Origin of the sequence: Pseudomonas sp. IT-P258 (assembly GCF_949767825.1) — a bacterium.
In the GTDB taxonomy this organism is placed as follows: Bacteria; Pseudomonadota; Gammaproteobacteria; order Pseudomonadales; family Pseudomonadaceae; genus Aquipseudomonas; species Aquipseudomonas monachiensis.
Window position 1 is genome coordinate 16,632 of the sequence record NZ_CATKPU010000012.1, and the last position, 14,816, is coordinate 31,447.

At 61.7% G+C, this 14,816-nt stretch carries 11 protein-coding genes; 4 read left to right on the plus strand and 7 right to left on the minus strand.

Annotation, left to right across the window (positions count from 1 at the left end; all coding sequences use genetic code 11):
- Positions 1–89: 89 nt before the first annotated feature.
- The gene (locus tag ACM6G4_RS01265; RefSeq protein ID WP_056723939.1) at positions 90–896 is read right to left on the minus strand and encodes a class I SAM-dependent methyltransferase; all 807 of its coding nucleotides are present in this window, start codon (positions 894–896) and stop codon (positions 90–92) included.
- Between the two features lie 172 nt (positions 897–1,068).
- Here ACM6G4_RS01265 and ACM6G4_RS01270 point away from each other — a divergent pair, with 172 nt between their 5' ends.
- Entirely contained in the window at positions 1,069–1,446 is a 378-nt protein-coding gene (locus ACM6G4_RS01270) for a hypothetical protein (protein ID WP_223542260.1), read from the plus strand.
- A gap of 269 nt (positions 1,447–1,715) precedes the next feature.
- On the opposite strand, the gene ACM6G4_RS01275 is transcribed toward ACM6G4_RS01270, so the two are convergent.
- From ACM6G4_RS01275 to ACM6G4_RS01290, 4 genes are all read right to left on the minus strand, one after another.
- On the minus strand, positions 1,716–3,149 hold the full coding sequence (locus ACM6G4_RS01275; protein ID WP_056723936.1) for a sigma-54-dependent transcriptional regulator: 1,434 nt from the start codon (positions 3,147–3,149) through the stop codon (positions 1,716–1,718).
- Entirely contained in the window at positions 3,118–4,611 is a 1,494-nt protein-coding gene (locus tag ACM6G4_RS01280; protein WP_414912862.1) for a sensor histidine kinase, read from the minus strand. Before ACM6G4_RS01280 ends, ACM6G4_RS01275 begins: the two co-directional genes overlap by 32 nt.
- A gap of 101 nt (positions 4,612–4,712) precedes the next feature.
- Complete coding sequence (locus ACM6G4_RS01285) at positions 4,713–5,828, minus strand: SCO family protein (protein ID WP_056723933.1); 1,116 nt, start codon at positions 5,826–5,828, stop codon at positions 4,713–4,715.
- A 184-nt stretch (positions 5,829–6,012) separates the two neighbouring features.
- Positions 6,013–7,458 (minus strand): sensor histidine kinase, encoded by a 1,446-nt coding sequence (locus ACM6G4_RS01290; RefSeq protein WP_056723931.1) that lies wholly within the window; start codon positions 7,456–7,458, stop codon positions 6,013–6,015.
- A gap of 280 nt (positions 7,459–7,738) precedes the next feature.
- On the opposite strand from ACM6G4_RS01290, the gene ACM6G4_RS01295 reads away from it, so the two are divergent.
- Together ACM6G4_RS01295 and ACM6G4_RS01300 are read left to right on the plus strand one after the other, a co-directional pair.
- Positions 7,739–9,085 carry a hypothetical protein gene (locus ACM6G4_RS01295; RefSeq protein WP_414912863.1) on the plus strand — a complete coding sequence of 449 codons (1,347 nt, stop codon included), beginning with the start codon at positions 7,739–7,741 and terminating at the stop codon, positions 9,083–9,085.
- 35 nt (positions 9,086–9,120) lie between these two features.
- Positions 9,121–11,370: an Ig-like domain-containing protein gene (locus ACM6G4_RS01300; RefSeq protein WP_414912864.1), complete on the plus strand. Its 2,250-nt coding sequence runs from the start codon at positions 9,121–9,123 to the stop codon at positions 11,368–11,370.
- Positions 11,371–11,772: 402 nt separating this feature from the next.
- On the opposite strand, the gene ACM6G4_RS01305 is transcribed toward ACM6G4_RS01300, so the two are convergent.
- Positions 11,773–13,191 carry an FAD/NAD(P)-binding protein gene (locus ACM6G4_RS01305; RefSeq protein WP_056723926.1) on the minus strand — a complete coding sequence of 473 codons (1,419 nt, stop codon included), beginning with the start codon at positions 13,189–13,191 and terminating at the stop codon, positions 11,773–11,775.
- A 14-nt stretch (positions 13,192–13,205) separates the two neighbouring features.
- Complete coding sequence (locus ACM6G4_RS01310) at positions 13,206–13,769, minus strand: helix-turn-helix domain-containing protein (protein WP_056723924.1); 564 nt, start codon at positions 13,767–13,769, stop codon at positions 13,206–13,208.
- 84 nt (positions 13,770–13,853) lie between these two features.
- Between ACM6G4_RS01310 and ACM6G4_RS01315 the strand changes: the two genes are divergently transcribed.
- Complete coding sequence (locus tag ACM6G4_RS01315; RefSeq protein ID WP_414912865.1) at positions 13,854–14,789, plus strand: DMT family transporter; 936 nt, start codon at positions 13,854–13,856, stop codon at positions 14,787–14,789.
- Positions 14,790–14,816: the final 27 nt, after the last annotated feature.

A 14,816-nucleotide genomic window follows, 5' to 3' on the forward strand; every position in this document is an offset into this window, starting at 1 on the left:
CAAGACCGGCGTACGACACTGAACACCTTTGGGAGCGAGCTTGCTCGCGATGGGGCCAGCAGGACCCGCACACTATTGAGCCCAGGGCATCAGCCCTTCACCACCACCCACGTAAAACACAAAGGCAGCTGCGCCACCTGCTGTTGATAGCGGTCATAGAGTTCTTCGCGGTTGGAGTGCGGGTATTCCCTGAAGTGACGGATCTGCAACCCTGCCGCAATGGCCGCGCTGAAGAGGTCGCCCAGGGTGTGGACGAACCAGTAGGACGGCGCGGCTGGCTGTTCGATCTTGCCTTCGTAGACGATCGGTTCGTGCTGTATGAACGGTTCGCGGCGGAAGTATGAACTGGCCAGACGAAAAGGATCGGCCGCCTCGGGGTCGAGCATTTCCAGGAACGGGTGGGTTTCGTAAACCACCAGTGCGCCACCCGGCTTCAGCGTGCGCGCCACATGGTGGAAGAACTCACCGATGTCCGGCATCCAGTTCAAGACCCCGATGGTGATCAGCGCCAGGTCAAAGCGCTCCTGCAGTTCGACCGGCAAGTGGTGGATGTCCGCTTCGATGAATTGCGGCGCGTGGGGCGAGCGGGACGCCAGTTCCCGTGCCTGCCCGAGAAAGGCTTCAGACTGGTCGACGCCCACCACGCTGCGCGCCCCCAAAGCGAACAGCGACAGGCTTTCACGACCGTTGTTACAGCCCAGTTGCACCACGTCCTTGCCTTCGACACCCGTCTGGGTCAGCAAAGCGGTCAGGGTGTCATCCAGGCAGGAGAAATCCGCGTGTTCCACGCCCTTCAACAAGGCTTGCCATTCGCTGGAGTCCTTATGGTGACGGGCGGAATCATTCCAGGCCTCGCGGTTACTGGCGATGGCTTGTTCTTTTGTCGGCAGTTCCATTGCATGCTCCAGGGTCCGGGTCGTCGATTTGACCGGCCGGAGTCTAGATCAACCTCATCCGGGCAGGTGTTGTGAACTTGTAATCCGCGCAGCATCGACGGCTGTCCACGGCGCCAGCTATAGTTAAAGACCTTGAGGGTAATGTGGTTAAACCGATCTAGCAGGTGTTGCCATGAAAAAGACCGACCTGACGCTTTTGCTCGCCGTCTGCCTGGGCGCAACCGCTGTCGTCCACGCCGACGACTTGCCCACCACCAACTACAGCAGCGAATTCAACTATTACGGCGCCGACCAACCCTTCGCGCACCCCGCACCACCGTCGATGAACATCATCCCGCCGGGCTCGTACATCCCGACCGCACCCGGGAATTTCATCCCGGTTTCCAGCGAGCACGTGTTTTCCGACTCGCGCCTGCCGACAGTGGCCGACGCCACGGTCCGGGTATTTATCCGCTCCTACGATCCGGAGCGTGGCGTGTACGTCAACCAGGAAGTCGAGAACCCCAGTTGCATGATGTCCTGTCTGAGGGAAGGCCCGGTGTTGCAGTGAACACTAGGGGGCGTTCTCAATTAGTTTCCCCACCGCGTTGTCGCCTTAAAGCTGGCCAGGCAAGGCGTAGGCCTTGGAATGGTTGTTCCCTTTCCAAGGCCTGCAAAGCAGCATGGCCAGCTTTAAGGCACAACCCGAAGGGCCGGGCCTGCTGTTGTGCAGGGCTGTGTTGCTCGAAGCTGATTTGGAATGACCAAACTACGCTTCTCGCGCCTTGCCCTGCACAACAGCAGACCCGGCGCGGTAGGGAAACTAATTGAGAACGCCCCCTACCACTGGCGCTTGTCCGGACGGGCGAGGCCGAGTTTTTCGATCCGGTAGCGCAACATGTCACGGCTCAGACCCAGCAGGCGTGCCGATTTGGTGACGTTCCAGTCGGTCTTGTCGAGCATCTTGCGCACCATGTCGCGCTCCACTTCCGGCAGGTTCATGGAATCACTACCGTTGAAGGACGCACGCTGTTCGCTGAAATGTGCTGGCTCGTGATGAAACATCGGTGGCTCATCCATCAGGCTCAGGCAGACGTTCAGCTGATGGGCGGCAATGGTGTCGCTTTGCGCCAGCAACACGGTTTGCTCCAGCATGTTGCGCAATTCGCGCACGTTGCCCGGCCAGCTGTAGCTGAGCAGCAAATCTTCGGCCTGGTCGCTGAAATGCAGGTTCGGCTTGCCGTAGCGTTTGCCATGTAGCGCCAGGAAGTGCCGGGCCAGCAGCAGGATATCGGCGCCACGGGCATACAGGCGCGGCACCTTGATGGAAATGATGCGCAGGCGGAAGAACAGGTCACGGCGGAATTTGCCTTGCTGGACCATCTGTTCGAGATTGCAGTTGGTGGCGCTGATCACCCGCAGATCGACCTTGCGTTCCTTTACCGAACCGACCCGGCGAATGGTCCGGTCTTCCAGCAGTTTCAGCAGCTTGGCTTGCAGCAGCAAGTCCATTTCACCGATTTCATCGAGGAACAGCGTGCCGCCGTCGGCCGCTTCCACCAGCCCCATGCGACGATCCTTGGCGTCGGTGAAGGCGCCCTTCTCGTGGCCGAACAGTTCCGATTCCACCAGATTGGACGGGATCGAAGCACAGTTGAATTCAATGAACGGGCCTTTGGCGCGCGGGCCGTCGAAGTGCAAGGCCCGGGCCACCAGTTCCTTGCCGGTGCCTGTCTCGCCTTCGACCAGTACCGGCGGCAGGTCGCTGTTGGCCATGCGCCGCTCGGCGTCGAGCAACTGGGTGATGGTGCCCTTGAGGTACGCCATCGGTGCCGATTCGCCAATCAGTGCCTGTACCCCCGACTTCTGGGCCTCGCGCTCCTGGTAAAACGACAGCGTGCGCTCCATGCGGTCGGTGGCCAGGGCCTTGTCCAGCAGCAGCTTGAGCTCTGGCAGGGCCACGGGTTTGGTGACGTAGTGAAAGGCGCCCTCTTTCATCGCCACCACGGCGTCTTCGACGTTGCCGTAGCCGGTCATCATGATCACTTTCAGATCCGGCGCGCTGATGCGCAGCTTCTGGATCAGGTCGTGACCACTCATGCCTGGCAACGAGTTGTCGGTCAGTACCACGTCAGGCGCGAAAGAACCCAATTGCTCCAGTGCATCTTCAGCCGAGTGGCAGACGGTCACCTCGAAGTCCTTGCGCTCCAGGTAAGTCTGAATATTCTCGGCGAGGATTTCGTCATCCTCGACCAGCAGAATGCTGTGCTCCATATGCCCCTCCCGTTGCCACTTTGAAATTGAGACAAACACGGGTTCCTTCCTGCTCCCGGCTGGTCAGTTCGACCGAGCCGTCAAACCGCTCCATTATTCTTTTGACCAGGGCCAGGCCCACGCCCAACCCACCTTGCTTGGTGGTGAAAAACGGCTTGAAGACCATTTGCTGCTGTTGTTTTGAGATGCCCTTGCCGGTGTCGGTCAATGTCATTCTCACGTCGCCGGACACCGAGGAATCGATCTCGATCGTCAGCACGCCGCCCTTGGGCATTGCTTCCAGTGCATTAGCAAACAGGCTATTGAGTATTTGCGTGAGCAGCACCTGCTGGCTGACGACCGGTGGCACGCTGACAGGAGAGAAACGCACCTCGACGTCCGACCGCTTGATCAGGGACTCAAAGGCACTCAGGGTGTCTTCGAGGGCCAGCACCAGATCGACCGTTTCACAGTCGTCATTCATCGGCCGCAACGACACCAGTAATTCACGGACCCAGCGCGACATGCGGTCGACCTGACTGATGATGTCGCCAATGTTTTTCTGTGCGGTCTGGCTGGCGATGTCCTGGGCCAGTTCGGCGCTGGAACGGATATTGGCCAGCGGGTTGCGCAAGCTGTGGGCCACCGCCGAGGACATCTCGCCAAGGGCGACAAAGGTCTCGTTGGCGATCAGTTGTTTCTGCTGGCTCTGCAACAGCGTCGCCGCGCGCCGCACGATCCAGAACAAACCCAGGTAAATGGCCGCCCCGCCGATCAGCGTGGCCAGCCAGATCGCCTTGAAGCCACGCTGAATGCGCTCCACCAGATCCAGCGGCTCCTTATAGATTTCCACCATGGCAATCACTTTGCTTCGGTCGGCGTTGAACATCGGAATGTAGTTCTCGACGAACAAATACTCCGGTTCGCGCAGCAAGCGCTGCTCGGGACGCTCCTCATCGATTTCGTGGTAGCTGGTGGACACCGGCGATTTCATTTCGAAGGACTCGTCCAGTTCAAAGTCATCTTCGATGCGCACGCCAATCAAATCGGAGTTGGTCGACCAGACCACGGTGCGGTCCAGGGCGTACACCGTCGCCAGCAGGATGTCCGGCAGATGCCTCACATGGTCGAGAAACTCAGCGCGGGCGGCGGCCCGGGATACGGGGTTGACGTCGGGGTAGGCATCGTCCATGCGCGGGTCGAGCATTTCACCCATGGTCCGCCCTGGGGCAATGCCGGCATGCCGGATTTCGGCCTCGCCAATGGACTGGATGAACTGGGCGGTCAGCATCGAATCACGCTCGATACTTTCATCGACAACAAAGCGCGTGGAGATGTAACCCAACCCCAGTGCCACCACAGCGATGATCAGAAAGCTTGCCAGGGAAAACCAGCGCAGCAAGTTGAACTGCGGCCGCCAACCCTTGCGTTGTGCTACCGGAGCCTGCGGCGCAGCTACTTTTTGTTGTTCGAGTATCTGCATGGCTGTGTCCTGGGTGCCTGAAATCGAGCGTTTTCAGCCGCTTTCAGGATCAGTGTAGGTGGCATTGACTGCCTTGACCGACCCGCGTGATTTTTTTGACACTACTGCACCCGGGGCGTCTCGGGGTGCGCGACCGAATGATGTTGTTCAGGCTCCTCCTTCACACTGACCAATGGCGCCGCTGGCGGATGCTGACGGTCGGTTTCTTCTCGCAGGAAATCGATGAGGGACTGGGCGGATTTCGCATCCAGGCGCAAGTTGGGCATCGAGATCCGGTTGTAGCGCTCGAACAGCTCCATCGCAATCGGGTCCTTTTCCTCGAGCATGCGGTCAGGTTCGCGGATCCAGCGCTTGAGCCAGGCCGGATCGCGCTGGTAGGTCACACCGATCAGGTCCGGGCCGATGCTGCGCAAGCCGATGCCCTGCCCGTCCAGCGGACCGAGGCTGTGGCAAGAGGCGCAGCGGGTGCGAAACAGCTCTTCGCCATTGCTCGGCGGGCGAATTTCCGGTGCATCGACATAGCTTTCTTCGACACTGGGCTGTTTCCAGTTATGCAGGGTATTGGCCAGTTGATCGGCCAGAATCCACGGGTTTTCGAACGGCGAGGCTTTCATCCAGCGACCCGTTGCCTGGTTGCCGACGATAAGACTCAGGTTGTGGTCCTTATTGCGCCCGTTATCGACGCCTTCGATGAACAGCCCCAGTTTTTTGCGCAGGTCGGTGACGTCGGCGAATTCCCCTGTGAGGAATTTCCACCCGGGCCCGACCTGGAAGCGTTGCGCATAGGCCTTGAGCACCTCGGGGGTATCGCTCAAGGGGTCGATGCTGATGGAGTAGAAGAAGATGTCCTTGCCGACCCGATCCCCCAGCAGTTTCTGCACCTGACGCAAGCGCGCGGTTTCCAGGGGGCAGGAGTCGCTGCACGAGGTGAAAATGAAGTTGATCACCACCACCTTGTCTTTGATCAAGTCATCGAAAAAATGCAGCGGCTGTCCGTCCTGGTCGGTCAGCGGGGTGTTGGGGAAATAGTCGGCCCCCCACGGAGTGACGGCTTCAACGACAGCGGATTCGCCAGTGGATGCCGGGGCAGGTGCGGGCGTCGACGTCGGCTGGCTGGCGACCAGCAGTTGGCTGGCCAGCAAACCGGTCACCAGCATCAGCACCAGGTGCATGCCCAGGGCTCGTGAGCGTGGTGAATGTATCTCTTTTTTTTCCATCACCAGCCGCCTCGATGTGGTGAAGGGGGTAATGGTGGTTTTGCAAGGACCTCGCCAATCATGTGTTTTTCTATAAAAAAGTACTAACACTCCATAAAACAATGATTTATCAAAATCAATGGGCGATGACCGGGGAGATGACCGGGGATTGATACCCAATGTTGGGGGTAGTTCATCCCCGTTTTCAGGTGGCCAGAACAAATGACAGCCGCACAGTGGTGCCCTCGCCTTCACTGCTGTCGAGGCTCACCGCACCGCCAAATCGCTCCATGATCCGCTTGACCAACACCAGCCCGACGCCCAGCCCGCCCTGCTTGGTGGTGAAAAACGGCCGGAAGGCCATTGTGCGCTGTTCTTCGCTCATGCCTTTGCCGGTATCGCTCACCCTCACGCTGACGCTCTGGGCATCGCACGGTTCGATTTGGATGGTCAGGGTGCCACCCGCGTCCATGGCCTCCACCGCATTGGACAGCAGGCTGTTGAGGATCTGGGTCAGTTGCACGTGTTGGCTCAGCACCATGGGCGTCTGGTCCGGCTCGAACACCACGCTGACCCTGGCCTTGCCGATCTGGTGCTCGTAAGCCATCAGGCTGTCATGCAGGGCCGCCACCAGGTTCACCGGTTCCGCCTCGTCATTGAGCGGTCGCAGGGACTGGAGCAACTCCCGCACCCATGTCGACATGCGATCGACCTGGCCAATGATGTCGTTGATGTTCCTGTGTGCCGGGCCGCTGTCGAACTCTATCGCCAACTCGGCGCTTGAACGGATGTTCGCCAAAGGATTGCGCAGACTGTGGGCGACCGCCGAGGACACCTCTCCCAGAGCCACAAAGGTTTCGTTGGTGATCAATTGCTTTTGCTGCGTCGCCAGCAGGATCGCCGCCCGCCGCACGATCCAGTACAGCCCCAGGTAAATAAGACCGCCGCCCAGGGCGGTCGCCAGCCAGATCAGCACCAGGCCGCGCTCCATGCGGTTGATCAGGTCCTGCGGTTCCTTGTAGATCTCGACCATCGCCGTGACGGTGCTGCCATCGGCGTCCAACAGGGGAATATAGTTTTCGATGAAGATGTATTTGGGGGGCTCCACAAACTTCTGCTCCATGCGGGATGTGTCCACACCGTGGAAACTGGTCGACACCGAAGTCTTGGCGTTGAAAGCACGGTCGAGGTCTTCATCGGCACGGTTGGTGATGCCCATCAAGGCCGGATTGGTCGACCAGATCACCATGCGGTCGGGGGCATAGATGTTGGCCAGGATCACGTCCGGCAAGTTTTCGATGTGGTCGAGGAATTCATCACGGGCACTGGCACGGGACAGCGGGTCGACGTCAGGAAAGTCCTTGTCTTTTCGTGGGTCGAGCAACTCGCCCATGGTCCTGACGTTGGGAATCGCCACATGCCGCACTTCGGCCGCGGCAATCGCCTGGACGAATTGCGAGGTCAACAGCGCATCGCGCTGCACGCTTTCGGTAATCACGAACCGCGTGGACACCGCCCCCAGCGCCACCGCCACCGTGCCGATCACCACCATGCTGACCAGTGAAAACCAGCGCAGCAGATTGAACGGCTCCTTGCGCGTGTTCAAGCGAACTTCGCTGTCGGTCGCAAGTACTTTGGCGATGGTGTTCATGGACACGGTTCCCGGAAACCCCCTATAGGTTTATAGCCCAGCCATGGCCGTTTGCCCGAACCTGGGGACTGCGATACCCCACCCACCCCGCAGCCCCGTCACCCCCAAAGCGGGGGACAGTTGCCCGCGCCATAACCTCCCGTACTGCCGCCAACGATTGCGCCAAGGCCTTTACTGCGGGCTTCTCACGGGCGTTTTTGCCGATTGGTATGGAAGTTGCCGATATCCCTGCCAACTGCCCCATCCCCAAGGGGCAGGTACTTCGACAGAGGGAATACCCATGCACCCGTTACTGTGCAAAACCGCGACTGCCCTGGTCATGACCGCTCTAGCCCAAGGCATGGCCCAGGCAGCGCTGTTTGCCGTAGACCCCGGACCCTACCTGCCAGCCAATGGCAATTTCGCCGCCTGGTATCAAGACAGCCACGGCCGCACCCTTGACCTATGTTTATCAAAGGCTGTCAGTTCCAGGGTTGCCAGCGCGCCAGGCGCTCCGACTTACATGTGCTCGCTGATCCCTAATCCCGGCATTTTCGATGACAATCAACCGTTGGTCTTTCCGACCAATTTCCCCGACGAAGCGTTCTGGGCCACAGGCGAAACGACCATCGTCGATGCCGCCCGAGGCATCGACCTGACCTATGTCTCGGCGCTCGAAGCAGCCTTCAGTGGTGGGGATCCAATGGAGGGTGACCAGATCAGCTTCGCCCGCATTCGTGTTCGCATCGACGTGCCCACCGCCGGCACTTACGTCATCACCCACCCCTACGGCGTCGAAGTGTTCAACGTCGACACTCCCGGCCGACGGGCGATCAACATGACCCGGGACATTGGCATCGGTGCGCCGAAAACCTACGACGGCGCGCTCAAGGGCGATGTCGGGCCGTTCCTGCGCAGCGTCAACGGTCCCTACACCGAAACCAACCCGAGCACTGGCCAGGCCGAACAATTCGTCGGTGATCCGAACCTCGCCGAAGCCGTCACCGGCAGCCCGTTCAACACCAACTACGTGCGCATCGAAGGCCCCAATGGCCTGGACTTGCGCACCAACCTCTTCGCCGTATCCGGCAAATTGTCGAAGGTGGTCCGGCCGACCCCGGTAATCGCCGAGCGCAGCACCTACTCGCGACAAGCCGGCACCAGCGCCCCGGTGGCCCAGCAGGACGTGTTCGTGCTGGCCCCGCCGCCACCGGCCACCGTGACCCTGGACAGCAACAACCCGGTACTGAACTTCACCGAAGCGAACACCACCGGCCACTGGTATGCGCAGTCGCCGAACAATCCGACGCTGCCGAGCACCTTGCAGGTGACTGCCGACAACCACCTGGCCATCGCCAGCAGCACGCCGACCATTTTGCCCATGCCGCTGACCGACCTGGTGACGATCTCACGCGCCGAGTACAGCCTGAGCACCGGGCAAATCACCATCGTGGCCTCGACCAGCGATGAAACGTCGCCTCCGGTGCTCACCGCCAGCTCCGGCACCGGTATCGCCATCGGCGCCTTGAGTGGTGACGGCGCCGTGAAAAGCCTGGCCACCGGCATCTCGCCGATTCCGCCGGCCCAGGTTCGTGTGTCGTCCTCCAATGGCGGCAGCGATACCGAAGAAGTGGTCATCGTGCAATGAACGCCCACATGCCCGGATCCTCATCAGGAGGCATCATGAACAAATGGCCACGCCTGGCGCTCAACGCCCTGGGACTGACTCTATCGCTGACCGGCAGTGCCTTCGCGCAACTCGCCGCCGTCGATCCCGGCCCTTACACCTTTGCCACCGGAAAATTCCCGATCTGGTATCAGGACACGAATTTGCTGTCGATGGAGTTGTGCCAGTCCCGCGCCGCCAGCTCGCGGGTGGCCGCCAGTGTGCCACCGGCCTACATGTGCACCCTGCTGCCGACGCCGGGTATTTTCGATGACACCCTGCCGATGGTGTTCCCGGATAACTGGCCAGACGAAGCCTTCTGGTTCCTTGCCGAGACCAGCATCCCCAACGACACCGCAGGCTATGGCATGGACGCCTATGTCGCCGGGATCGAGGCCGCGTTTGCCGGTGGCAACCCGCTCGATGGCGACCAGGTCAGCTTCGCGCGGATTCGCATGCGGGTGAACATTCCCGTTGCCGGGACCTACACCATTACCCACCCCTATGGCGTGGAAACGGTGAACGTCACCACCACCGGGCGTCGTGCGATAAACATCACCAGGGACGTCGGCATCGGTGCGCCGGGCGTTTTCAGCGGTGCGGTCAACGGTGCGATCGGGCCGTTCCTGCGCAGCGTCAACGGCCCCTACACCGAGGTGAACCCGGACTCCGGCGCCGTCGAAACCTTCGTCGGCGACCCCAACCTCACCGAAGCCGTGACCGGCAGCCCCACCAACACCAACTTCGTGCGCATCCAGGGTCCGGCCGGGACTATCCAGACCAACCTGTTCACCCTGTCCGGCAAGGTGCTCGACAACCGCGCGCAAACCGCGGTGGACATGACCCGTGCCACCTACCGCCGGATAGCCGGCACGGGCGGCAACAACACCCGGGTTGAAGTGTTTGCCAAAGCCGCCAACGGCTCGACCCTGTGCTTTCGCGAAAGCATCGCCCTGGTCCCCGGCCCGCCTGTATCGCCCTGCCAGACCAACATGGTGAGCGATAACAACGGCGTGTTCTTCGCCCAGCATCTGCTGGTCAACGGGACGGTGCCGCCACTCGTGGTAGTCACCGCCACCGACCCCGCCGGGACCACTCGCCCGACCGCGGTGTCGAGCAAGCTCTCGGACGTGGTGAAAATCCAGACCGCCCGTTACAGCTGGAGCAACCACAGCCTGCTGATCGAGGCCACCTCCACGGACGAAGTGGTGGTACCGGACATGGTCGCCCAGGGTTACGGGCGGCTGTCGAAAACCGGAATCCTGCAGCGCCTGACGGTGACTGACCTGACCCAACCTCCTGCAACCGTGACGGTCAAGTCCGCCGCTGGCGGCAGTGACACCGAGCCCGTTGTCGTCGTGGGTACGGCGCCGGACAGCGGCCTGAACCAGCGGCCGCTTGCGGTTGCCGACGCTGGCAGCACCAGCTTCGGTGTGCCGCTCACCCTCAACGTGCTGGCCAATGACAGCGACCCGGACGGCAATACCCCGCTGAGCATTACTGCGCTGACCCAACCGGCCACCGACCAGGGCTCCGTGGCATTGAGCGGCACTACGGCGGTGGTCTACACCCCTCCCGCTGTCGTCAACGCGCCGCTGACCGCGACCTTCACCTACAAGGCCCAAGACGTCAAAGGCCTGGCCTCGACGACGGCGGCAACCGTGACCATTACCGTGGCGCCTAACCGGCCTCCGGTGGCAGTCGCCGATGCCGTCACGACACTGGGTGTGGCGATTCCAATCAACGTGCTGGCCAACGACACCGACCCAGAAGGCAATGTGCCACTCGCGGTCGCCAGCTTCACTCAGCCACCGGCAAATCGCGGCACCGTCAGCAGTAACGGCACGGTGCTCACCTATACCCCACCGGCCACCATCACCACGGCCTTCACCACGACCTTCACCTACATCGCCCGGGACAGCTTCGGCGCCCAGTCGACGTCGCCGGCCACGGTCACGGTGCAGGTCTCGCCACGGCCCGCGGCGGAAACCTTCGCAGTGACCACCGCAACGGTGAGTGCCCGTTCCAATAACCGCTTCACCTGGAACTTTGCCGGCACCTCATCGGTGACCACCGGCAACACCATCACTATCAAAGTCACCACGCCGACCGGGCTCGTCACCCTGGGCACCACCACCGTACCGGTGAATGGTCGCTGGCGGTTGACGGTGAACAACACCACCACGGTCGTACCGTCGGCGAACCCGACCGCCACGATCACCTCGTCCCAAGGCTCCGTGCGGACAGTGCCGGTGATCGCCAACTGAGCCTGCGCCCCATTCGCCACGTTGGTTGATGGGGCCGGCTTGAACCCTATGGAAAAACGCGGCCTCGGGTGGGGGCCGCGGTTTTTTGCCGGGTTTGTTCGTCTGTGAGAATTGAGTCGGCTGACAGGCCGTCATCGCGAGCAAGTCGGATCGCCGCACCGTCGCTCCCACAGAAGAGCAAAGGCAGAGCGGCGTACACCGACGCTTCTCACCACTCATCAGGCCGAGTGTTAGCTCGCCTGCAGCTCTTGATCTTGATCCACCCGCCCCCTCGGAAGGCTGAGTGGAGGTGTTCATCCGGGGATTGGCGCGCAGCGCCGTTCGACGCAGTCGAACTCATTGCAGTGAGTCGCCGTAAGGGCGAAACCATAAGCAGCCGTTACCGCAGCAACGGATATGTACTCAGCCCCACAACCTGATCGACAGCCGCTCGGCCAGCGCCTTGGCCTGGCTCGCCACATCGGTGACGGCGGTACTTTCCCACCACATCCCGCGCAACGGCGGGCCCATGGCAAACAGACGACTGGCGGGATGACCCTCGGCGTCCAGGACCGCGCCATCGACTTCTGCGGCGATGCCCAGAGCCAAGGGCCCGGGCCGGACCAGGCCACGGGCAAGCAGTTGCCGTGGCAACGGTCTCGCGACCCGGCGCCAGTCGTACTCGATACCGCTGGAATTGATCAGGGCGGCACCGCTGACCACGCAGGTCTGCGCCTCGCCGCGCCGTCGAAGGCGAATACTCACCTCGCCATTCAGCGAGGGCTCAAGGCCCTGGTAAGAGGCTGCGTGAATACGTAACCGCCCTTCTTTATACAAGCGCTCCACCAGTTCGGCGCTCAAGGGTGGCGAGCGGTGATGGTGGCTTTCCCACCACGGTCGCACATGTCGCACGAACTGCCGACGCTGTATATCCGTCGCCTGATGCCACAAGCGGCCGATGTGTGCCCGCACCGTGTCCAGTGGCGCTTGCCAGTCGATGCCCAGGGCGATGGCGTCCCGGCAGTGGCGACGCAGTTCACGCATCAACTGTCGGGGTGTGCGGATGTTTTGATCTTCAGCGAGAAAGTCCACCCAGGCCGGCGGCTGGCGGCGCACATGGGGCAGCAGGCCATGGCGGGAAAACACTTCGATCGGCCCGCGATGCCCGGCCTGCTCCAGGGACACCACGGCGTCGACCATGGTCAGGCCCGAGCCGATGATCATGACCGTCGATTGCGGATCGAGTCGCTGCATGGCTGTCACGTCCCACGGATCGAGGGCCGCCGCATTCAAGCCGCTGGAGCGGGTTTGTGGCGTACGCGCGGCGGGAAACATCCCGGTGGCCAGTACCGCAAACGCGCCCTGCACGCATCGGCCGTCGCTCAAGGTCAACCGCACGGCATCGGCATCGGCTTGCAAGTCGACCACTTCGGCCTGCACATGCTCGACCGTCGAACCGTTCAAAGCGCCCACCGCCTGCGCTTCGGCCAGGCGTTGCCGGGCGTACAGGCCGAATACGCCCCGTGGCGGAAACAGTTCGCTGATCGGCACGTGCTGCTGATCCGACTCCGGCCAGCCGCCCGCCTCGATGTACCCGGTCAGCCATTGGGTCAGGTCGTCGGCGTTGTCCGGGTCGACACTCATCCGCGCCGCGTTGCCGTTAAGGGTATGGCCCGGTTCCACCGCGCTGTAGGCTTCACCCCGCCCCAACTCGGCCCGGGGCTCGAACACCAGCACCCGGCGCCGGCCCGGCAAACGCATCAACTGCGCCGCCAGCATCGCGCCACTGAGGCCGCCGCCGACAATCAGGATATCGGCGTCATTGGTCAAGTTCTGGCCCATCGTGCACTCCCTGTTCAGATCACCACATTACGCACAAACTTCGCCGCCACCGCCCCGTCGTTGCGATAACAGTGCGGCTGGTTGCTGGCGAACATGAAGAATTCACCCGCCGCGATATTCTGCGCCTGGTCGCCGAGCATAACGGTCAGGCAACCTTCGAAGACATAAATCTGCTCGCTCCAGCCATCGGCGTCCGGTTCCGACGGATACACCTCGCCCGGCTGCAGGCACCACTCCCACTGCTCGACTTCACGGCTGGCCTGGGCCTTGGAGAGCAACACCGCCCTGCTGCCGGGGATCGTGCCGGTCCAGGCCAGTTCATTGATACGACTGGGATCCCGGGCGTCGGGGGCCTGGATCAGATCACTGAAGGCGACGTCGAGGGCTTCGGCCACCCGGTCGAGGGTGGTCAGGCTGACGTTCTTTTCCCCCGCCTCGATCGCCACCAGCATGCGACGGCTGACACCGGACTTTTCGGCCAGCGCCGTCTGGCTCAGTTCGGCGGCATGACGCAAACGACGGACGTTTTGACTGACGTGCTGGAGGACCGATGCCCGTTGGGTAGAATCTTTGTGCACTATATTGCTCACTGAGTGGGGTTGGGCAGTATACTGCGCAACATACGACGCATTGTGCGTCCCCCTCCAGTAGCGTGCAAGGTCATGACGTCGGTGAACTCCCCAATGGCTTCCTCCCGTTTTACAAGGTTCAGCAAGGCCGAATGCGTGCTGGTGCTGATCACCATGGTCTGGGGCGGTACCTTCCTGCTGGTGCAGCATGCGATGACCGTCAGCGGCCCGATGTTTTTCGTCGGCCTGCGCTTTGCCGCCGCCGCAAGCATCGTCGCCCTGTTTTCCTGGCGTCACCTGCGCGAGTTGACCCTGCTCGAACTCAAGGCCGGGGCGTTTATCGGCGTGGCCATCATGCTCGGCTACGGCTTGCAGACGGTCGGGTTGCAGAGCATTCCCAGCAGCCAATCGGCATTCATTACCGCGCTGTACGTCCCGTTTGTGCCGTTGCTGCAATGGCTGGTGCTGGGACGGCGTCCGGGGTTGATGCCAAGCATCGGCATCATGCTGGCCTTTACCGGGTTGATGCTGTTGTCCGGGCCGTCCGGTGCGTCTTTCAACTTCAGCCCCGGTGAAATCGCCACTTTGATCAGTGCCGTGGCCATTGCGGCCGAGATCATCCTGATCAGCACCTATGCCGGCCAGGTCGATGTGCGCCGGGTGACGGTGGTGCAACTGGCGGTCACTTCGGTGCTGTCGTTCCTGATGGTGGTGCCGACCAACGAAGCGATACCGGACTTCTCCTGGTTGCTGTTGTGCAGCGCGCTGGGCCTGGGGGCGGCGAGCGCGGCGATTCAGGTGGCGATGAACTGGGCACAGAAAAGTGTGTCACCGACCCGCGCCACGCTGATCTATGCCGGCGAGCCGGTGTGGGCCGGGATTGTCGGGCGCATTGCCGGGGAACGCTTGCCGGCCATTGCCCTGGTCGGGGCCGGGTTGATTGTAGCGGCGGTGATAGTCAGTGAGTTGAAGACCAAGGGTAAGGGTGCAGCGGTTGATGAAGTGCTGGAAAGCGAAAGCGGCAACTGAAGCATACAGATCAAAAGATCGCAGCCT

Coding starts and splice junctions, on each gene's coding strand:
- ACM6G4_RS01280 (WP_414912862.1), bottom strand. CDS start 4,611: ATGCAGATACTCGAACAACAAAAAGTAGCTGCGCCGCAGGCTCCGGTA.
- ACM6G4_RS01315 (WP_414912865.1), top strand. CDS start 13,854: ATGACGTCGGTGAACTCCCCAATGGCTTCCTCCCGTTTTACAAGGTTC.
- ACM6G4_RS01270 (WP_223542260.1), top strand. CDS start 1,069: ATGAAAAAGACCGACCTGACGCTTTTGCTCGCCGTCTGCCTGGGCGCA.
- ACM6G4_RS01265 (WP_056723939.1), bottom strand. CDS start 896: ATGGAACTGCCGACAAAAGAACAAGCCATCGCCAGTAACCGCGAGGCC.
- ACM6G4_RS01275 (WP_056723936.1), bottom strand. CDS start 3,149: ATGGAGCACAGCATTCTGCTGGTCGAGGATGACGAAATCCTCGCCGAG.
- ACM6G4_RS01295 (WP_414912863.1), top strand. CDS start 7,739: ATGCACCCGTTACTGTGCAAAACCGCGACTGCCCTGGTCATGACCGCT.
- ACM6G4_RS01285 (WP_056723933.1), bottom strand. CDS start 5,828: ATGGAAAAAAAAGAGATACATTCACCACGCTCACGAGCCCTGGGCATG.
- ACM6G4_RS01305 (WP_056723926.1), bottom strand. CDS start 13,191: ATGGGCCAGAACTTGACCAATGACGCCGATATCCTGATTGTCGGCGGC.
- ACM6G4_RS01290 (WP_056723931.1), bottom strand. CDS start 7,458: ATGAACACCATCGCCAAAGTACTTGCGACCGACAGCGAAGTTCGCTTG.
- ACM6G4_RS01300 (WP_414912864.1), top strand. CDS start 9,121: ATGAACAAATGGCCACGCCTGGCGCTCAACGCCCTGGGACTGACTCTA.